Here is a 19,251-nt window from a genome sequence, read left to right on the forward strand (position 1 = left end):
TTTACACCTCCACTTTGAAGCTCAAGCTTGCAGGCTCAATTTCTACGCCTTCCACAATTGCTCCATTTTCATCGATAATCACCGGTTGCCCATCTACTTCATGAATGTGGAGAACCTTCTTCAGGTCGCCCCATTTCACTTCTTCTTTGATGAATTCAGTCATGCCCGTTTCTTTCACATGCTGCAAGAGCTTGTCCTTATCAACAGCTTTAGGTTGCTCTTTTGTAGCACGACTTTTTGATTTACCATAAGGTGTAGAAATGGTTTTAGCCTTTGGATTCTCTTCTAATTGCTTAGCGTGATAAGCTGAGACAAGACTTTCAAAGTAATTTTTATCACTGTGGAGGGCAATCAATTCACGATTCTCCCATTCATTGATTCTTGCACGTTCCACATCAGCTAATTGCTTAACCTCTTTTTCTTTCGCTGATAAAGCAGCTAATTTACGGAAAACCCAGTTTAAACTTTCTATATCAGTAACCTGAAAAGATTCTCTTTCAGACTGTTCAGTATTTTCAACCTCTAGAATTTCCATTTGTTGAAGTTGGTTCATGTATAGAACATCCCTTCTATATTGTTTTTTCTGCCTAAGTATGGTAAAAATAAGTTGTCATTGAAACGAGTCCACTCTCCAACAGTGGGCTTTTTTTATTGTTCACCTGCTATTTTTCTAATTGAATCTCTTCTTACATACTTTGCTATGCAAATCGAATCATCATGAAGATGAACAGTACCCCAGTCCAGCATTCCTTGACCTTCTACAATATTGTGATTACAACCATCACATACAGATACAACTTGAGGCTCTTTCTCTTGTGGATCTGCAATACCATATCCATTTTTTAAAACCATCGGATTTTCAATTTCAGTCACTTTACCACCTCCTTTAAGGTAAAGATTCCAATATCGCTCATGTTGTTTTCTTGCGAATTCAGCGATTTTAGAACGACCACCAAGCACCATATTCATTTCAACTTTTATAAAGAAATTAGAAAGCTCTAATGCGCCCATGTTATTCATATTGACTAGCTCCCTCCTCACAATTCATCAAAGTATTTATTCAAAAACTCTTTCATATCTTTAGCTTTAAATAACCATCTGCCGTTCTTTTGTTTAGAGAAATTCCTGACTCTTGGATCGTATATTACATACTCCATCAGCCAGTCATATGAACGACTTGTTTCATATTGAAGTCTTTTCATATCCCACCAGGTACCAATTCCCATATCAATTAAGCGTTCATTCACTTGGCGTTCAACTTCTTTTTCTAAATAGCTGTTGTCGATGATAACTTGAACAGTTGGCTGCACCTACACCTTCTCCTTTCATCCAACTTGTTGGTTTTCACGTTCCATAATTGGTAAGATACCTTTTCGGCTTTTTAGTAATTCATAAATGAACAATCGCCCTTTTTGAGTCCAATAAGTATGCATCTTACTTTTTTCTGAATCAATTGTATGAGTCTTACTTTGGGTATAACCTTTATCAGCGTACCGTTGATACAAAAGCCAGCAATCTCCTTGTCTAAATTGGACACCTAATTCATGGAGAAGCTTATTAAAAGTTCTTGCACTCATTCCGTAATCTTTTGCGATTTTACTTACAGATAATAGTGACTTATTTTGCAATACTAAATCGTAGTAAGTTGCTTTTGGCTGTAACTCATTGATAATTTGTTCTTTTTGAGCGTTTTGAAGTTTCAATTGTTGTTTTTCTTTTTGTTCAATAATCCACCTTTCGGCACGTTGGATTGGATCATCAATTGTGTAAGAAGGCTGATTAAGATTGAAGAGCTGTTTTTCCATTTCTTCGAACTTTGTTACATACATAGCCGTAAAAACAACGCCTTTTTTTCCAGTTAATTTGTTTGCTACCATATCACAACCTTTTTTTGTGAGGTGATAACACGGCAATGTTCTCCCTGTAGTATCCTCGTAAGAACTTTCTACAAAAAAATCAGCTGAGCGCAATTTTGCGTTTAGTAAAATATCTACATATCCATCAATGCTTCTTAATAAATCACTATGTCGTTTATCGACCATATCAGCTACATCTCTGCTATCTGTTAAAAGTTGACCGTTTATGTTTATAACTTTCAAATCCAAAATAACCACTCCTAATATGTTACATTTTTGAAAAAATGATATTTTTTTGCAGTAAAATACGCTATTTTGTATTGCGTTATTTAAAATGACGGTTTATAATAATGACATAAGTAATTAAGAACGATTCACTTTAACTTCTGCTAGATCTGGGAAGAGATCTTCAGCTGTTGTTTCAAAATACTTAGCTAGTTTGAAAAGAAGTGTGGCATCTGGATTGCCTCTTCCACTTTCAATATTACGAATATGGCTTTCACTAACATTTAAATCAATTGAAAGACGACGTTGAGAAACTTGGAACTGTTGACGGTATTTTCGAAATTGTTGTCTACGGATAGAAACATCAGACATAATTTCAACTCCTTTCCTTTTGTGCTTTTAATTGACACCTTCATAGTACCACGTCAATATAAAACACGTCAACCTTAAAAACGTCATTTTAATTGAAAAAAATTTTAAGGGGATTTACATAATGAATTTAGAAGAGAAAAAATTACTGGGAGAACGTATACGATCTTGTAGAATTAAAGCAGAATTATCACAAGATGGACTAGCAACAATATTAGGAATGAAACGTACAAATATAGCCAATTACGAAGCTGGAAGGGTTATACCTCCAGGTAATGTATTGGTTGAATTAGCTGAGACATTTGGGGTAACAACAGATTATCTGTTGGGTATAACTGATGATCCGGTTTCCAATGTTGAGATAGATGATGATATACGTGAAATTCAAAGAGCTGCAAGAAGAATGAACAACAAGGATCGTAAGAAAATGCTAGATATTATCAAACTTACTTTTGATGAAGCTTTTGACGACGAAGATGATGATGATGATATCTAAAACACCTAACTATAGAAAAGCTGAGCAAGCTGCTTTTCAATTGCTGAAAATAAATAATGTGCAAGAACTACCTGTAAAAGTAAAGAAGCTTTCTAAACGTTTCTCAAACCTTAGAATTAAGTCCTATTCCTGGTTCGCTAAAAAGCGAAATATGACATTAGAAGAAGTATGTGAATTTGCAAATAGCGATGAAGGTTGTTGTTGGTATGAGAAATCTACAAATAAGTACGTTATTCTCTATAACGACACTGTAGAGAATGTGGGCAGAATTCGATGGACGATTGCTCATGAATTAGGTCATTTCATGTTGAAACATAATGAGATAAGCAATAAGTCCGTATATGCAAGGAATTCCTTAACCGAGGAAGAATATGAAGTTTTTGAAAAAGAAGCTAATTGTTTTGCTAGAAATCTTCTAGCCCCTGCTCCAATTGTTTATCAGTTAAGACCTATCAACCCACACATTATTTCTGATGTATTTCATATCTCATACGAAGCAGCAAATAATGTATACGCATTTTTAAATAATGGGTTAAGAAGAGGAATTAGCTATTCTAAAAACCATGTGATTTTGAGAACTTTTGAAAGATTTATATTTAAGTATAAATACGCAAAAACATGTAATACTTGTTCCTATCACTTTGTAGAAAAAGATACCCAGTATTGCCCTATTTGTGGGGAGCAATCATTTATTAAAGGAGAAGCTGATAACATGATTTATTCAAAAATTAAACTTAACGAAGATAATAGAGCTGTTCAATGTCCGAATTGCACTAATGAACGTATTGTTGGTGATTACTGTCAAGTTTGTGGGAAATACCTAGTTAATAAATGTACTGGTTATTCATTTGATGATATATCTTCTCAGTTTCCTGAAACTTGGCATGAAGCGAATGGTGGTTGTGGTGAAAAATTAGATGGAGATGCTAGATTTTGTCCTAAGTGTGGATCAACTTCAACTTTTTTAGAAGCTAGACTACTCCAACAGTGGGCAGAAGAAAAATTCCCTGATAGAGAAGGAAAAAAGCATCTTCAAGCTGTAGGAAGCGATAATATTATTCATCTTTCAGATGATGACTTCCCATTTTAGAAATCATCTTACATTTAACTAGAAGGAGGTGGAAAAATGGCCAGTTTTAGAAAAAGAAGTGATAAGTGGGAATACCGTATTAAATACACAGATCCGGCAACCAAGAAGAAGAAGGAAAAAACAAAAGGTGGTTTCAAAACAAAGAAAGCAGCTCAACTTGCTGCTGCAGATGTTGAAAACAAATTGTTTTTTGGTGGACATACTCTTATAACCGGTCAAAAGCTCTTGATAAAAGAATGGCTTTCAGAATGGCTAAGTGTGTACGGTAATAAATGCAGCTCAAGAACATTAGAAAATAGAGAAACTCATATAAATAAACATATAGTTCCTAATCTAGGATTTTATAAATTAAGCGAACTTTCACGACTTGACTACCAGAAGTTTATCAATGAATTAGCTAAAAAATATTCAAAAGAGTCTGTGAGAAACATTCATACTACGTTCAATTCAGCAATTAATAAAGCTGTTGAGTTAGAAATGATCACCCACAATAAATATCGAAATATTTCTATTCAAAAAGCAAATGATATTGCTCATACAAAAACGAATTATTTAACAAAAGAACAAGTTACCGTTTTTATGGATGAGGCAAAAAAAGCTAAAATACATCATTACATTGTTGCGAGTCTTTTATTACGTACTGGAATGCGTAAAGGTGAAATGATTGCTTTAACGTGGAATGATATTAATTTTGAGCATAAAACAATTAGTATTACTAAAACGCGAGATGATTTTGGAGAAAGGCCACCTAAAACCAAAAAAAGCATTCGTACTATTAGTATTGATGATACGTTGATTGCTGACTTAAAGAGGTATCGTACTTGGCAGAGAGAATATAGACTAAAGCAAGGACCTGATTATAAAGAAAAAAAATACCTGTTAATAGGCTTATATGGCGAGGAACTTACGAGTAGTACAGTAAATAAAATTATAACTTCAATAGCTAAAAAAAGTAATCTACACCACATCTCCCCTCATGGTCTCCGCCATACACATGCAATCATGTTACTGGAAAGTGGTGCAGATATAAAATTTGTCAGTGACAGATTAGGACATACCACAGTGAAAATGACTGCTGATGTCTATATTCATATTACAAAAAAATATGAACAAGAAAACATTCTAAAATTAGAAAGTTACTTAAATAATTAAATTAGGTGGGCAAAAGGTGGGCAATTCACCCACCAATAGCTTACAAAATCTTTAATATCAAAGATTTTTCTCTTGCTTCCACCACTCATCAAACATACTAGCCGGTAACTGACGCTTATGTTCAGTAATACGATAGCGCTGTTCAATTTTTTCAGCGGCTTCTTGTGATACTTCTTTTCCTTCCAGATAATCGTCTAGTTCATCATAAGAAATTCCTAGTTCCGTTTCATCAGATTGACCAGGACTATTATCTAACAAGTCAGCTGTTGGTACTTTTTCATACAATCGTTTATCTGCACCTAATTCTTTTAGCAATGCTTTTCCTTGACGTTTTGTTAGTCCCGTTAGAGGGAGCACGTCTGCTCCGCCATCTCCGTATTTCGTAAAAAAGCCTGTTACTGCTTCTGCTGCATGATCGGTTCCGATAACTAAAAGGCCGTTTTCTCCTCCGATTGCATACTGTACAATCATACGCGTACGTGCTTTGACATTTCCTTTATGAAAATCAGACAGCGCTATATCTGTCGCACCTGTAAACGAACTTTCAAATGCTTCCACCGTGTTTTTAATATTAAACGTATATGTTTCATTAGGTTTAATAAATTCTAGTGACGCCTTCGCATCCGCTTCATCATGCTGCGTGCCATGAGGCAAGCGAACGGCTACAAATTTTGCTTCATATTCTTCTTTTCGCAATTCGTCTACAGCAATCTGCGCTAATCGTCCAGCTAAGCTAGAGTCCTGGCCTCCGCTTATACCTAATACAAAGCCTTTTGCATTTGCTGACTTTAAGTAGGTTTTGAGAAAATCAACGCGGGCACGAATTTCCTGTGCTGGATCAATTTCAGATTTCACATGTAGCTCTTTTCTTATTTTTTCTTGCATGTCTGACATGATACATGCTCTCCTTCCATTATATGTAGATTTCTTACTGATACAATCCATGTTTTTTACTATAAAAATAACAGAGATCAGGCATTAAATATCTTGGTTCTCCACCCCGGGCAAATTCTTGACGGATATAAGTAGAGCTGATTTCCATCGCCAGCCCTTTATCAAGAAGCTGAAACCGGCCGTCGTCATAATTTCGAAGCAAAGGAGAACGGCTAATAGCTTTCAACATGTCTATTCCCTCTCTTGCCATGACGATAAACTGGTTTTTACTAATAAGTTCATCTGCTTTCTTCCACTTGCCTTCGCCAATATCTTGCAGTAAGTCCGCTCCCATAATAAAAAATAACTCAGGGTGTGGAAGCAATTTTTTAAAGTGCTCCATAGTGTAGTATGTGTAATGATAGCCGGGCAATACGTCTAGCTCATACGTATCGAGCAAAAATTTGGGGTTATCTTTAATCGCTAAGCTAACCATATTTACACGGTGCTCATCCAACGTCTGGAGCTTTTTATCTGTTCGTTTGTGCGATGAAGGCAAAAAGATAATAGCATCTAGCTTTTTTCGATGCGCAACCGTTGATGCTGTCCAAAGATGAACATTGGTAACCGGATCAAAAGAAGAACCATAAATACCAATTTTCGCACCTTTTTCTAAAAGCTTATCTATTTTTTTATCAGGGTTTAGCTGTTGAAAATAAGCAAGCGTATCTGACATGTCTCCAGCTCCCTACTATTTTTTATTTAGGGCTTCTGCTACTTTTTGTTTTACGTACGCAATTTGACGCGTTTTATTTTCCCAACATTTTTCGCTTAAATCTACTGGATATTCTTCAGGATTGCGCGTGCGCTTATATTCATCCCAAAGCAGCTCTAAATTATCTTTTACGTACTGCTGAATTTCCTGAAGTTCTTCTGTTTCATACACAAGCTTTCCGTCTACAAAGATATCATGATGGAGTTCTTTCGCCTCAAAATTTGTGACGAATTTACTGATAAACGTATGAACAGGATGGAACATTTTTAAACGTTCTTCGCTTTGAGGATTTTCGTCTTCCATCGTGATATAATCCCCTTCAGATTTCCCATTCAAATTATTAATAATACGATATACGCGCTTTAATCCTGGTGTACTCACTTTTTCAGGATTTGCGCTAATTTTAATCGTATCCATCATCTCCCCATTTTCTCCTTCAATAGAAACGAGTTTATACACTGCGCCAAGCGCCGGCTGATCATATGCAGTAATGAGCTTAGTACCAATCCCCCACATGTCTATTTGTGCCCCTTGCGACTTTAAATGCATAATCGTATCTTCATCTAAATCGTTGGAAGCAACAATTTTTGTCTCTGTAAACCCTGCTTCATCTAACATTTGACGAGCTTTTTTAGACAAATATGTTAAATCGCCGCTGTCTAAGCGAATCGCTGTAAAATTAATTTTATCGCCTAATTCTTTTGCTACTCTAATGGCGTTGGGAACTCCTGATTTTAACGTATCGTACGTATCAACTAGAAACACGCAGTTTTTATGGCGACGAGCATATTTATGAAATGCAATATATTCGTCTTTATAAGCTTGCACCATCGCATGAGCATGCGTTCCTGCAACTGGAATTCCAAATTTCTTTCCTGCTCGCACGTTAGAAGTAGCACCAAATCCGCCAATATAGGCTGCTCTTGTTCCCCAAATAGCAGCGTCCATTTCTTGAGCGCGGCGTGTTCCAAATTCCATTGCCACTTGATCTCCTACTACATGTTTGATTCGAGCTGCTTTTGTCGCAATCAGCGTTTGGTAATTCACAATATTCAAAATAGCTGTTTCTACGAGCTGAGCTTCAATTAATGGTGCTTCTACACGTAAAATTGGTTCATTATGGAACACAAGCTCACCTTCACGCATACATCGAATCGTTCCAGTAAACGTAAGGTCTTTTAAGTAAGCTAAATAATCTTCTTTAAAACCTAATTCTTCATGCAAGTAGGTTAAATCTGATTCGCTAAATTTAAATGCTTTAATATATTCAATAATTCTTTCTAATCCAGCAAAAACAGCATAGCCATTCCCAAAAGGAAGTTTGCGGAAGAAAACTTCAAAAACAGCCTTCTTTTGATGAATATTATCTTCCCAGTACGTTTCTCCCATGTTAATTTGATATAAATCGGTGTGTAGCATTACGCTGTCATCTGTAAACATATTCATTGATTTCCTCCACTATTATGTCCTTAAATAATTTCTGCTCCGAGGCAAGATTTAAAATGTTCAAGCGCCCACTCATGACCTTTTTGATTAAAGCTTGCTACGGCTTTTTCATAAATATAAATAGCAAATCCTTTATTATAGGCATCTACTGCTGTATGAAGTACACAAATATCCGTACATACACCTGCTAAGTAGACATCGGTAATTTGTCTTTCTCGAAGTTTAATCTCCAGATCCGTTCCAGCAAATGCGCTGTATCTTGTTTTATTCATCCATTCTACATTTACCTGTGATTGATACACATTATATAAATCATTTAACTTTCCGTATAGCTCTCTTCCTGCAGAGCCTTCAACATTATGAGGCGGAAACAGCGCTGATTCTGGATGCAAGGAATCATTTTCTTTATGAAAATCAATGGCGAACACCACATACTCATTTTGCTCAATAAATTGACGCGTAATATCGCATATGAATGTTTCAATGTGTCGCCCTGGTTCTCCGCATGTCAAAGCTCCGTTTTCAGCTACAAAATCATTTGTATAATCGATGTTAATCAGTACTTTTTTCATTATGTTTCCCCCTCATAAGTGAAAATTAACAGTTAACATATTGTTAATTATTTGGATTGAAAGTTTTTCTTTTAATAGCGTGCTGTATAGATTGGCTTCATCACATTCATTTCAACAAACTGATAGAGCTTTGTTGGTTTTTTAGACGTTCTCGTCGTTGTTTTTCCGTCTACTTCTTCAATAAATGGCAGCATTCTTATTTTTCGTGCAAAGGCCTGATCACTTTTAATCGCTGCATCATCCGTTACGGTAAGCAGCACAGCCTGCAGCTCAGAATATGTAAACTGAGAAGGCAGAAATTTCTGGGCAATGGTCGTTTGCAATAAATCTTTCTTAATTTCCTTGATTGCATCTCGAATGATGATTTCATGATCAAAAGCTAAAGGCAATGAAAAGATTTCATCTATTTTAAATAATTCAACTCGAGCAGCATCATCATTCGCTTTTCGCTTTATTAGACTATCTTCTGGAACGATTGCATAATGTGCGTTTGTAATGACCCATCCTCTATCGTCCCTGCCAGGCTCATCATAGACACCATAGTGTTTTAAATGAATGTCCTTTACGCCCGTTTCTTCTTCGAGCTCTCTTTTAGCCGCTTCAAAAGCTGATTCATCAGGATGGACAAATCCGCCGGGAAGCGCCCACTTTCCTGCTTCGCTGTTCTTTTCTCCCTCTGCGTTCACCATTGCTCGTTGGATAAGCATTAATTTCAAACTCATTTTAGGTGGTTTGTATGGTTCTTTTTCTTCCGTCACAATCGTAAATACAGCAATATCTGACGTATAGCCATAGGGTTTAGGATATTCTTTTTTCGTTTGATTCGTCATTGCTTTTTTGTTCGACATTCATCATTTCTCCTGATCGCTCTTTTTACAATTAACAATATGATTAATGTTAATTATATTTGTTTTATGGAAAATGTCAATACTTTTCCCACTAATTATAAAGAGAAGGTAATTTATGTTGTAAATAACGTTATGTTTCGTATTTTTTAGATTTTATATGCATAAAAAGCTGAGTGAAGAAGTTCTAATTCACCTCCTCCCTCAGCTTTTTTTCCTTTTAATTAACGTGCTGCTAAACCAATCATCATTTTACCGTCTTTAAAATATTCAATGACATATTCAACAGACGGACAGTAAATAAATGCTTCTTCTGTAAGATCAGCTGTTTGTTGAAAAAATAGTAAAGCCTGAGCTAAATCGACGCTTACAGCTTTAGTTGCTCGTTTCCAAAATAAAACAACCTGATGTTCTTTTATATTCATCTCTTGAAGCCATTTTTTGATTTCTTCAATATGCCGGGTGGACTTTTTAATTAATACTTTTCGCCAATTAATTTGCATGATTGTTAAAAAAGGAAAGGTGTTTGAAAGTTTTTCGAAGTAAATGCTTGTCTGCTTTTTCGTTAGCAAATCTGCACTGTTACCCAATGTTTGAATATAATGTTCTACTTTTGTCATAATCATCCTCCAGTCGAAATTGGAGTTTGCTAGAATTTTCAGAGACGATCTCTACTCTTCTTGCTAAAAATCCTGCAGCTTTCCAACCGTGCTTTTTCTCAACAATTTTGATGTTTCACCTTTTTATACAAATTATTCAAAATAATTTGTGTATTTTAGTTTATCATAAAACTTAATCTTTGACTTTGATTATGCAAAACCTTATTTGTGTTTTGTCCAAAGAGCGAATTCCATAGAAGAAAAGCTATAAAAAAGTTGACATTCACATTTATAAAAGTTAATATACTTACTAAAAGTAACTTAATTGCATATAACAAACAAGGTGAAGAAAATGAACTATCAAACAGATGTGTGTATAATAGGAGCCGGACCAGGCGGTGCTCTACTGGCCTACCTACTGGCTAAACAAAATATATCAACTATACTGATAGAGAGATCTGATGAGCTTGGAAAAGAATTTCGGGGCGAACATTTAAATGAAGATGGAGAAATGATTCTTAAGAAACATCATATATTTGAAGAAATGGAAAGCTTAGGCCTCCTTCGAATGTCTAGGGTCGAATACTGGAAGGATGGACATGTATTCAAAACCATAGAATCTGAACTTGGACATGCAGGAATTCATGTTCCACAGCAGCATCTCCTTCAGTCTATAAATAACCAAGCAAGCATCCATCCCTCCTACAAACTTATGCTGGGCACAAAAGTAACGGAGCTAATGCAGAATGAAAAAGGACAATATACTGGAATAAAAGCTCAGCAAAAAGGCCGGGGTGAAATAATAGTTGAAAGTAAAATCATTATTGGAGCAGATGGCCGATATTCAACTGTTCGCAAACTTGCGCACATAAAAAACAATATTCATAATCATGGATACGATTTGCTTTGGGCAAAAATTCCTGCACCAGCCAATTGGGAGCCTTCTATTAAATTTGCACTTGTAGAACAGCAGCAGGTGGCGCTTTTTTCTCAAGCAAAAGGCTTTGTTCAAATCGGATGGAATATTGAAAAAGGCAGCTATCCTGCTCTTCGGAAACAATCATTTAGACCGTTTATTCAGCGTTTAATAGACGCTTTCCCTAGCTTAAACCTTTCAATAGAAAGGTTTATTACGTCGTGGTCAGACTTTACGCTTCTTTCTGTGCAAAGCAGCATAAGCGAAGTATGGTCAAAGCATCACCTGTTATTATTAGGGGATGCTGCTCATACGATGACTCCAACTGGCGCTTTTGGATTAAACGAGTCATTAAAAGATGCTGACTTACTGTCTGACTTACTGCATCAAGTTTTTTATCAAAACAAAGAGATTTCAGAAACATTGAGACAGTTTGAACAGAAAAGAAAGCCTAAATTAATAACTCTTGAACATATTCAGTTTCAGCGAGAAAAAGAATTCTCGTCCCATTTTATTTCTTCTTAAGCCTAAAAAAAGAGATTCCATAGATAAATGGAATCTCTTTTTTTAGCAGTTGTTCTATGTAAGTTCTCTTTTATGTATATTCCGCGAAGTTAATCTTGCTTTGCCCGCTGCCATTTTTGAAATTCAAGAAATTGTTTAAACTGCTCTTTGCTTATTCCTGACTCCGCTGCTTCTTTTGCTAACTCAAGCCACTCATCATCAATATCCAACGATTCAGATTTATCCATAGGCTCATGAATTAATCTATCAATACTCACGTTCAATGAGGTAGAAATTTTGTTTAGAAATTGAATAGATGGGTTGAGCTGAATTCCTCTTTCTACTGAAGATATGTACGATTTAGCAACACCCGCTCGGTTTGCAAGTTCTGTTAGCGATATTCCCTGTTTCGTTCTGAGATCTCGAATACGTTGGCCAATTGTCATTTTAATCACCCTTACTAATGCTTACTTATCGATAATAATACCATAATTTCACTTTACCGTGCATTATAAATAAACGTTCTTACCATAAAGGGGTGATTATACATCTAAAAAAGGGTGATTATGCATCTAGTGAAGATAGCTTGAGACTGGTTATAAAGGTTATCTATACTTAGGAACGCTTTATTCCCTTATCATTGTATCGGCTAAGCATTTGAACTAATGCTTTGTAGAAATTGTCTAACTTCCTCGATGCTTATACCTGTTTGTTTTGCTTCCATTATGAGCATAACCCATTCTAAGTCTAACGTATTTTCGTCTTTAAAATTCATAATTCTCCTCCTTTCTTCTTTTTTCGAAATTGATAACGTTTTCTTTTTAGTGTTTTTGGGCATTCTCCCTTATTTATCACTATGGTTTTACAGTATAATGGATATTACTAGAACATTAGACATTTTTTAATTACTAAAAAGCACCTATTTTTTTGAAATTTTTGTCTATTCTTATCATAATAATTTTACCGTTACACAAACGCTACAGTTAGACACTAGGAGGATTGTTTTTATGCCTTTTCTGCATACGGCGACAGAAAAAATTTACTATGAAGTTCATTCGCCCGCGTTCACTGACCAGACAGACACCATTGTGATGATTCATTCTGTTATCACTGATCATACGCTTTTTGATTCTATTACTGCAGAATTAACCCAACATTATTGTGTTATTCAATACGATTTGAGAGAGACAGGAAACAGCGCCTCCGCTACAGGGGAAATATCGTTTGAGACTCATATTGAAGATCTTTTCCACTTATTACATACGTTGCATATAAAGAAATGTTACTTAGTTGGCGTGGGATTTGGAGGACAAATCGCTGTTAAATTTGCTGCTCGCTATGAATTTCTTATTGAGGGACTGATACTATTGTCTCTTCCTTTTTATTCCGATAGCACCCTTCAAAAGATTAAGAGATGTTACAACGAAGAAAGTAAAAACCAAATACCGGTAGATAAAATTTTCGAATTAGGCAAACTAGAGAGTTTGGAACCTACAAACATACAACAGATAATTGAAAAACTAAAAAAAATGGATCCCAGGGTATATTTCCGCTTTCTTAAACTATCTATTACAGACAATCTATTTCAAGAGTTGACTAGTATTTCACTTCCTGTACTCACTTTATCTGGCCAAAATGATTTGCTGTTTTCATCACAGTATCTGATTTCAAAAACGATGTTTTTAAAAAATTACAGTCATATGACCATACCTAACGCTCATTCTTCATTTCTAGTAAAAGAAAAAACAGCTTTACTCAAAGAAATTGTTATAGATTTTATTAAAAGCAATACACAACAACTGCCTTCTTTAAAGAATGATCCTATCAAAATACTTAAGAACTGGGAAAGTGACACAGCTATAGATATACAAAAAGATTTTCATGCACATACACCCTCTCTTAAAGTAGATTTTTTGTACTCTTTTTCCGTCTATGTAAATGGCCAGCTTATTACAGAAGGCTGGAATAAGCGCTTTGCTCAAGAAATCTTACTATATCTTATTTTTCATCATTCTATCAGCAGAGAACAGCTATGTGAAGCGCTGTGGCCTGACGTACCTTTAAGCAACGCCAAAAAGAATTTGCGCGTCTATTTGTCTCATTTAAAAAAGCTATTGAACGCAGAAAGCGCAGAGCCGGTTTTACTTGTTAACAGGCAGCTCATTTCTTTAAACGCCGATGTGTCAAGCGATGGATTAGACTTACTAACTGACCTTCAGTGGATTACCGAACAGTCTGATCCGGCGTTGAAATTCAAGGAAGCTGAACAGAGACTGCACCAATTGGTTCCTCATTATTTAACAACGATTTATGACGACTGGTTCCTTGATATCCGAGTAAAAATAGAGATTATTCTTCTTGACTTATTAATCTGGATGAAAGAATGGCTTTGTGAGAATGGAAAAGTTTCAAAAGCCGTATTTTTACTCATTAAATTTATTGATTTAGTAGAAGAAAAGGAATTCATTTATGATGAAATTGTCGATTGCTATATCAAGCTCGATAACAATGAAAAATCAGAGTACTGGCTCGATCAAAAAATGCGGTATTTAGTTGAATAAATCAGTCTCATTTATACCATCACCGTGCAGAACTGTACACACTTCTAACCTGTTACCGCAGAAACGGATTGGATGTAGTGCTTTTTGAGTGATATAATTTTTCACTTTCTATATTTCCGTATCTTTTTAGAGGCCTAAAGGAAGCTTCTTTTATTTATTTACCATTTTCCATCCATTATGAAATATAATAGGAGAAATAGTAATAGCTTTTGTATATAGAAAGCATTAAAAGAAAATGAGGTTGGGTTATGAGAGAAACAATTGTTGCAGCTTTAAAGAAAATTGAAGAAGATTACGACGTAAAAGTATTATACGCTTGTGAATCTGGAAGTAGAGCGTGGGACTTTCCATCTAAAGATAGCGATTATGATGTTAGATTTATTTATATTCATAAGAGAAATAAATATTTAAGCATTGACCCAATCGGTGTAGGTAAAAAGCGAGATGTAATAGAGCTACCTATTAATGACCTATTAGATGTTAGCGGCTGGGACTTAACCAAGACATTAAAACTTTTTAGAAAATCAAACCCACCTTTACTAGAATGGATGCAGTCAAACATTGTATATTACAAGGCGTATTCAACATTTGATAAAATGAAAGAACTACATTCTAACATCTTTACTCCTACTTCTTGTATATACCATTATTTAAATATGGCTAGAAATAACTTTCGAGAGTATTTACAAGGTGACGAAGTAAAAATCAAAAAATATTTTTATGTTTTAAGACCCGTGTTAGCTGCTAAGTGGATTGAGCAATATAATGAATTTCCTCCACTAGAATTCCCTATTCTCTTAGAGAAACTGTTACCAGAAGGAGAATTAAAAGAAGAGGTTAGTAAGCTGTTAAAGCGTAAAATTAGTGGTGATGAGTTAGATTTAGAACCACGCATCAATGTTATTAATGAATTTTTAAACTTAGAAATTGACCGTTTAGACAAATACGTCAGAACTTTATCCGTAGAATTAGATGACCCTACATATGAATTAGATCAATTGTTTAGAGATACTTTAGACGAAGTTTGGAACTAAGTATAAACCAAAAAGGCTTATCCCTAATGCAAGTAGCAGCGGATAAGCCTTTTATCTATAATTTTTATTAAAGCGGTATATTATTATTCGTGTTTTTTGTGTCATTCAAATAGCTCTCCACATATATTTGTTCTGCATCTGTAGCATTTTTAATTCCATCCTCGGGACTAAATTCAATGTTTCTCCTTATGGCTACACGATCTGCAATGTAACCCATCGCTAACAAAAACACTATACATCCGCCTGCCCACAGCCACATTGTCATTTTAATACCCCCTCTTTCTTCTTTAGTTCACCTAGCGTCGCGTAATACAGCATATATCCTCCGCAGGATAAAAGCCCTCCAACAAATAAAATGGCAAGTTTTTTAATAACTATCCCCTCCACATTCTTTTAAACAAAACAGAACTAACAGATAATTCGACTTTATGTTAAACGTTTTTCCGTAAAAAGGAATTTAAATTAACATTCCCTATACTTACTATACGTTATAGCACTAAGAAAAGTTTCAGAAAATTACATCAATAATTCCCAAGTTGATTTTCAACAAATCTGATTATAATTTTTTAAGTTTCATCCTAAATAATTTCAAAAATACAAAGTTACTGCTACCAATCTATCTACAAAGCATTTGAGGCTTTACGCCGCTTCAATCAGATCTACTATTATTGCCAGATGCATTAATTATGATGCCGACTATCACTGCAGGTATGAACCAATTACCTCAACACTTAATTTCTCACGGTACAGCTTTAAGTAATACAATTCGTCAAGTTGCAGGTTCAATTGGTACGGCTATACTCGTTACAATTATGACGCAACAAACTACTGAACATCTTTCAAACTACACTAATACACTAACAATGATTTCTTTAGTAGGCAACTTAGTCAGTTAGGTACTAGCGATATTATGTCGCTATATGCTAAAGCAATAAAAACTTCGACTATGGCATTAACAATGCATTCTTATTTGCTACATTATTAGGTCTGGTTGCACTTTTACTCTCTTTCTTCTTGCGTACACCAAAGATTAACAGAGAGAAATAACAAAAAGCCGTTTCTTTGGTTAAGAAACGGCTTTTTATTTTAATAAACAATTGTATTTAAAGCATATATCTTACATTTGGATATCATATTTAGATTCAAATGTAGACACTTTTTCTTTAGCATCTAAAAATTGTGTTTCAGCAGCTTTTGTGTTTTCTTCTAAAGTTGATTTATCCTTACCACTTTCTTTTTGTAGAACTTCTAGCATTTCAACTTGCTTATTTAATGACGAAGTTACGCTAGTGACTGCGGAATTCAATTGATTATATTCTTCAGTACTAAAGCTATCTTTATATTTCTCCAACTCTTCCTGAATAAGCTTTATTCTTTTCATAGGCATTCCTTGTATAGACTTAATAGCCTCAGTTGCGTCTGCATCAATTTTTTCATAATCGTAGCTATCTGCATTAAAATCTTTGTCTAACTCAATCGTGTTCACTGCATTAAAGTGCTGAGTAATATCGGCTTTCGTTAATACAATATGCATATGAGTACCTATTGCAGCCTCGTACACATCTACTGCCGAACCGTAACGTTTTTGAGCTTTTATTGCTTGATCATTACTTAAATTGTCTATCTCAGTTTTTAAGTCTTTTAAGTGTTTGTCTATTTCACCATCATCGCCTTGAAGAATATTCTTGCTTTCAATTGACTTTGCAAGTATGTTAAAGTCTGCTTCAAAAACAAGATAATCATCAGATTCCATATATCCTTTTTCTTTTGTATAGTCTTCATACTCGCTCTCTAATTTAGAGATTTTTTGTTCAAGTTTTTTCTGCTCTTTCCCCATTTGTTTCTGCTCTTGCTTAGCAGATGCTTGTTTTTGTTCTTCTTTTGTTGATCCACAAGCTACTAGACTAATAGATAACAACGATGCTACAAGTCCTAGGCCAATTTTTCTTAAATTCTTCATTTCTTTCTCCTTTTTTTGGTATGTAGTTTTTTCACCCAACCATGATAGCATATATTACGTAATCCAAAAGAACGATTTTAGCAAAAATATCAAGTTTTTAACAAATAAACCATTAAGAGCAACACTTTTTTCTACTAGTTCCGGAGATTTAAACAGGTCTTTTTTTCTCAAAGTTATTGAAAATTGTTGAATCGTTACACCTTTCACCTTGCGCAGGCTAAAAACTAATTAGGAAAAGTAAAAACCGTTTCACTGTTTAGAAAACGGTTATTTACTTCAACATATAATTCTATACTTAGAGTTAATGTGATATTTCAACCCCTAGTTCTGATTCAAAATAATAAATTTACAATTTTTTTAGCGCGTTGACTTGTTTTTCTAAAATGGAAATTAACCATTTTCTTCATAAAAATAGTACTATTTTCAAGAGGAACCTTTTATTTCTCCTGAAGATAGTACTACACTATATTAGATAACCTTTATTTTTGTTTTAGTTTTAATTGTATAATATGTATCTGCTACTAGTCCTACTGCAAGTCCACTAATCATCCCGTATGGTAATACACCCGGTACATTTTGATAAAAAGTGCCGATTAACATTGCAGCTAGGATGCCGAAAAGTACGCCTATCACAATATGCGAACCAAACTTCACCTGTTTTGCGGTATACATTCTTCCTCCTCCTCACTTTTTTTCCATTATATCACAACAGTATCGTTTATTTAATGATAACTGAGCGAGGAATGCGAATGTAATAAAACTGTAACCTTATATAACTATTTTAATACTACTCTTTTGGTGAATAAAATGTCATATGAGGCTTTTCTTCTTGATAATACGCTAAGCGATCTTGGAGCGTACCGGTGTGAAATTCAAATTTATGACCGTCCGGATCCGTAAAATAAATAGATTGTTTGTCTCTTTCGTCGCGGTTTCTTCGCGGTAAGATGGTTACATTATGCTGTTTTATCAGTTCTCTTGCTTCGTCAAAGTTTTCAATAGAAATAGAAAACGCTAAATGAGTATACGAATACTGAATGTCTGATCTAGGAATATTTTTTTCTTCATTTAACGCCAGCCACAATCCATTCAGACTAAAGTAAGCGGTGGATTTTCCTTTCACTAAAAGTTCTGCTTCTAGCACTTTCTGATAAAATATGATAGATTGTTCTAAATTTGACACAGAAAAGCACATGTGATTAATTCCTTGAATCATCTTTACCCCTCGCTTTCTAGAAAAAAGTATTACATAACTTTCCTTTTAGCACCTATTTTACTGAAAAAACATACTTTTTGCCATGTAAAGAGCTACTCCCCAAATCATACATGCAGAAGCCTTATTGACCCAAATCATTATTTTTCCATTTGAATCCATTTTTCCAACTGCTTTTCCTGCAAATGCTAAGGATAAAAACCATATCCACGAAACGCATACCGTAACCAGCGTAAAAACCCACTTTTCTCTTCCGCTGTACAGTAGAGAATTTGTTCCGATTACGCCCATAATATCCATTAGCGCGTGAGGATTTAACAAAGATACAGAAGCAGCAAATAAAACTTGCGCTTTCACCGTCATTCCTTCCTTTAATGACGTTTTTGAAGGTTCGCTCTTCCACGTCACAAAGCCCATATACGCTAAGAAAAGAAGACCTACTCCAAAAATAAGCGTTTGAAAAAATGAAAAAGCAGCGGCTGCTGCTGAAACTCCCAGCACTGCTACTAGAATTAAAATCGTATCACAAACAGAAGCCGTTACCACTACGGGAAGCGCCTGTTTGATCGTTCGTTGATTGGCTCCTTGATTAAAAACAAACACATTTTGTACCCCTAAAGGTAAAATCAAACCGAATGCTAACAACAAAGCATGTATAACCACTGTAAACATGTTGCTCTCTCCTTTCTCTTTTATCCTACAATTGACATCCCCTGTTGTCTCCATCCAAATTTTGATTTATAATACCAACCAAATTATAAAAAG

At 35.0% G+C, this 19,251-nt stretch carries 24 protein-coding genes and 1 pseudogene; 7 read left to right on the plus strand and 18 right to left on the minus strand.

Going from position 1 to position 19,251, the window contains the following annotated elements:
- Window position 1: 1 nt before the first annotated feature.
- The 5 genes from AC1D0Y_RS12675 to AC1D0Y_RS12695 all read right to left on the minus strand — a co-directional run bounded on the left by AC1D0Y_RS12675 (window position 2) and on the right by AC1D0Y_RS12695 (window position 2,453).
- Window positions 2–553, minus strand: a complete 552-nt coding sequence (locus AC1D0Y_RS12675; RefSeq protein ID WP_477707657.1) for a host-nuclease inhibitor Gam family protein — start codon at window positions 551–553, stop codon at window positions 2–4.
- A gap of 95 nt (window positions 554–648) precedes the next feature.
- On the minus strand, window positions 649–1,020 hold the full coding sequence (locus tag AC1D0Y_RS12680; RefSeq protein ID WP_477707658.1) for a hypothetical protein: 372 nt from the start codon (window positions 1,018–1,020) through the stop codon (window positions 649–651).
- 17 nt (window positions 1,021–1,037) lie between these two features.
- Window positions 1,038–1,310 carry a DUF771 domain-containing protein gene (locus AC1D0Y_RS12685; RefSeq protein ID WP_043982248.1) on the minus strand — a complete coding sequence of 91 codons (273 nt, stop codon included), beginning with the start codon at window positions 1,308–1,310 and terminating at the stop codon, window positions 1,038–1,040.
- A gap of 15 nt (window positions 1,311–1,325) precedes the next feature.
- Window positions 1,326–2,105, minus strand: a complete 780-nt coding sequence (locus AC1D0Y_RS12690; protein WP_477707659.1) for a phage antirepressor KilAC domain-containing protein — start codon at window positions 2,103–2,105, stop codon at window positions 1,326–1,328.
- 114 nt (window positions 2,106–2,219) lie between these two features.
- Window positions 2,220–2,453, minus strand: coding sequence for a helix-turn-helix transcriptional regulator (locus AC1D0Y_RS12695; protein ID WP_477707660.1), 234 nt, complete (start codon window positions 2,451–2,453; stop codon window positions 2,220–2,222).
- A gap of 121 nt (window positions 2,454–2,574) precedes the next feature.
- Here AC1D0Y_RS12695 and AC1D0Y_RS12700 point away from each other — a divergent pair, with 121 nt between their 5' ends.
- Genes AC1D0Y_RS12700 through AC1D0Y_RS12710 form a run of 3 tightly spaced genes read left to right on the plus strand, consistent with a single transcriptional unit; the run spans window position 2,575 to window position 5,188 of the window.
- On the plus strand, window positions 2,575–2,946 hold the full coding sequence (locus tag AC1D0Y_RS12700; RefSeq protein ID WP_477707661.1) for a helix-turn-helix domain-containing protein: 372 nt from the start codon (window positions 2,575–2,577) through the stop codon (window positions 2,944–2,946).
- On the plus strand, window positions 2,936–4,036 hold the full coding sequence (locus AC1D0Y_RS12705) for an ImmA/IrrE family metallo-endopeptidase (protein WP_477707662.1): 1,101 nt from the start codon (window positions 2,936–2,938) through the stop codon (window positions 4,034–4,036). The genes AC1D0Y_RS12700 and AC1D0Y_RS12705 overlap by 11 nt, the downstream gene beginning before the upstream one ends.
- A 36-nt stretch (window positions 4,037–4,072) precedes the next feature.
- Complete coding sequence (locus tag AC1D0Y_RS12710) at window positions 4,073–5,188, plus strand: tyrosine-type recombinase/integrase (RefSeq protein WP_477707663.1); 1,116 nt, start codon at window positions 4,073–4,075, stop codon at window positions 5,186–5,188.
- Between the two features lie 57 nt (window positions 5,189–5,245).
- On the opposite strand, the gene nadE is transcribed toward AC1D0Y_RS12710, so the two are convergent.
- The 6 genes from nadE to AC1D0Y_RS12740 all read right to left on the minus strand — a co-directional run bounded on the left by nadE (window position 5,246) and on the right by AC1D0Y_RS12740 (window position 10,319).
- Window positions 5,246–6,082 (minus strand): ammonia-dependent NAD(+) synthetase, encoded by an 837-nt coding sequence (nadE, locus tag AC1D0Y_RS12715; RefSeq protein WP_477707664.1) that lies wholly within the window; start codon window positions 6,080–6,082, stop codon window positions 5,246–5,248.
- Window positions 6,083–6,116: 34 nt separating this feature from the next.
- Window positions 6,117–6,797, minus strand: coding sequence for a nicotinate (nicotinamide) nucleotide adenylyltransferase (gene nadD, locus AC1D0Y_RS12720; protein WP_477707665.1), 681 nt, complete (start codon window positions 6,795–6,797; stop codon window positions 6,117–6,119).
- Between the two features lie 15 nt (window positions 6,798–6,812).
- Window positions 6,813–8,282, minus strand: coding sequence for a nicotinate phosphoribosyltransferase (locus AC1D0Y_RS12725; RefSeq protein ID WP_477707666.1), 1,470 nt, complete (start codon window positions 8,280–8,282; stop codon window positions 6,813–6,815).
- Window positions 8,283–8,305: 23 nt separating this feature from the next.
- Window positions 8,306–8,854 carry a cysteine hydrolase family protein gene (locus AC1D0Y_RS12730; RefSeq protein ID WP_477707667.1) on the minus strand — a complete coding sequence of 183 codons (549 nt, stop codon included), beginning with the start codon at window positions 8,852–8,854 and terminating at the stop codon, window positions 8,306–8,308.
- Window positions 8,855–8,925: 71 nt separating this feature from the next.
- Window positions 8,926–9,702, minus strand: a complete 777-nt coding sequence (locus AC1D0Y_RS12735; protein WP_060745728.1) for an NUDIX domain-containing protein — start codon at window positions 9,700–9,702, stop codon at window positions 8,926–8,928.
- Window positions 9,703–9,923: 221 nt separating this feature from the next.
- On the minus strand, window positions 9,924–10,319 hold the full coding sequence (locus tag AC1D0Y_RS12740) for a CDI toxin immunity protein (protein WP_253352789.1): 396 nt from the start codon (window positions 10,317–10,319) through the stop codon (window positions 9,924–9,926).
- 331 nt (window positions 10,320–10,650) lie between these two features.
- Here AC1D0Y_RS12740 and AC1D0Y_RS12745 point away from each other — a divergent pair, with 331 nt between their 5' ends.
- On the plus strand, window positions 10,651–11,739 hold the full coding sequence (locus AC1D0Y_RS12745; protein ID WP_028408653.1) for an FAD-dependent monooxygenase: 1,089 nt from the start codon (window positions 10,651–10,653) through the stop codon (window positions 11,737–11,739).
- Window positions 11,740–11,828: 89 nt separating this feature from the next.
- On the opposite strand, the gene AC1D0Y_RS12750 is transcribed toward AC1D0Y_RS12745, so the two are convergent.
- On the minus strand, window positions 11,829–12,164 hold the full coding sequence (locus AC1D0Y_RS12750; RefSeq protein ID WP_013056901.1) for a helix-turn-helix domain-containing protein: 336 nt from the start codon (window positions 12,162–12,164) through the stop codon (window positions 11,829–11,831).
- A gap of 203 nt (window positions 12,165–12,367) precedes the next feature.
- On the minus strand, window positions 12,368–12,493 hold the full coding sequence (locus tag AC1D0Y_RS12755) for an anti-repressor SinI family protein (RefSeq protein WP_013083022.1): 126 nt from the start codon (window positions 12,491–12,493) through the stop codon (window positions 12,368–12,370).
- Between the two features lie 232 nt (window positions 12,494–12,725).
- On the opposite strand from AC1D0Y_RS12755, the gene AC1D0Y_RS12760 reads away from it, so the two are divergent.
- Both AC1D0Y_RS12760 and AC1D0Y_RS12765 read left to right on the plus strand, forming a co-directional pair.
- The gene (locus AC1D0Y_RS12760; RefSeq protein ID WP_477707668.1) at window positions 12,726–14,279 is read left to right on the plus strand and encodes an alpha/beta fold hydrolase; all 1,554 of its coding nucleotides are present in this window, start codon (window positions 12,726–12,728) and stop codon (window positions 14,277–14,279) included.
- A 248-nt stretch (window positions 14,280–14,527) separates the two neighbouring features.
- Window positions 14,528–15,313: a nucleotidyltransferase domain-containing protein gene (locus tag AC1D0Y_RS12765; protein WP_028408654.1), complete on the plus strand. Its 786-nt coding sequence runs from the start codon at window positions 14,528–14,530 to the stop codon at window positions 15,311–15,313.
- 67 nt (window positions 15,314–15,380) lie between these two features.
- Here the strand turns inward: AC1D0Y_RS12765 and AC1D0Y_RS12770 are convergent, their stop codons facing one another.
- Window positions 15,381–15,578: a hypothetical protein gene (locus AC1D0Y_RS12770; protein ID WP_028408655.1), complete on the minus strand. Its 198-nt coding sequence runs from the start codon at window positions 15,576–15,578 to the stop codon at window positions 15,381–15,383.
- A 337-nt stretch (window positions 15,579–15,915) separates the two neighbouring features.
- Between AC1D0Y_RS12770 and AC1D0Y_RS12775 the strand changes: the two are divergent.
- Window positions 15,916–16,360 (plus strand): annotated as a pseudogene (locus AC1D0Y_RS12775) (hypothetical protein); the annotation flags it as partial.
- Between the two features lie 70 nt (window positions 16,361–16,430).
- Here AC1D0Y_RS12775 and AC1D0Y_RS12780 read toward each other — a convergent pair.
- The 4 genes from AC1D0Y_RS12780 to AC1D0Y_RS12795 form a co-directional block, all read right to left on the minus strand.
- Window positions 16,431–17,273 carry a hypothetical protein gene (locus AC1D0Y_RS12780; RefSeq protein WP_098333248.1) on the minus strand — a complete coding sequence of 281 codons (843 nt, stop codon included), beginning with the start codon at window positions 17,271–17,273 and terminating at the stop codon, window positions 16,431–16,433.
- A 468-nt stretch (window positions 17,274–17,741) separates the two neighbouring features.
- The gene (locus AC1D0Y_RS12785; RefSeq protein ID WP_098249809.1) at window positions 17,742–17,945 is read right to left on the minus strand and encodes a hypothetical protein; all 204 of its coding nucleotides are present in this window, start codon (window positions 17,943–17,945) and stop codon (window positions 17,742–17,744) included.
- A 115-nt stretch (window positions 17,946–18,060) separates the two neighbouring features.
- Window positions 18,061–18,489 (minus strand): metallothiol transferase FosB, encoded by a 429-nt coding sequence (gene fosB, locus AC1D0Y_RS12790; protein WP_477707669.1) that lies wholly within the window; start codon window positions 18,487–18,489, stop codon window positions 18,061–18,063.
- Window positions 18,490–18,546: 57 nt separating this feature from the next.
- Complete coding sequence (locus AC1D0Y_RS12795; RefSeq protein ID WP_477707670.1) at window positions 18,547–19,158, minus strand: LysE/ArgO family amino acid transporter; 612 nt, start codon at window positions 19,156–19,158, stop codon at window positions 18,547–18,549.
- Between the last annotated feature and the right edge of the window lie 93 nt (window positions 19,159–19,251).

The sequence above is a fragment of the Priestia sp. P1_B12_1 genome, assembly GCF_056406695.1.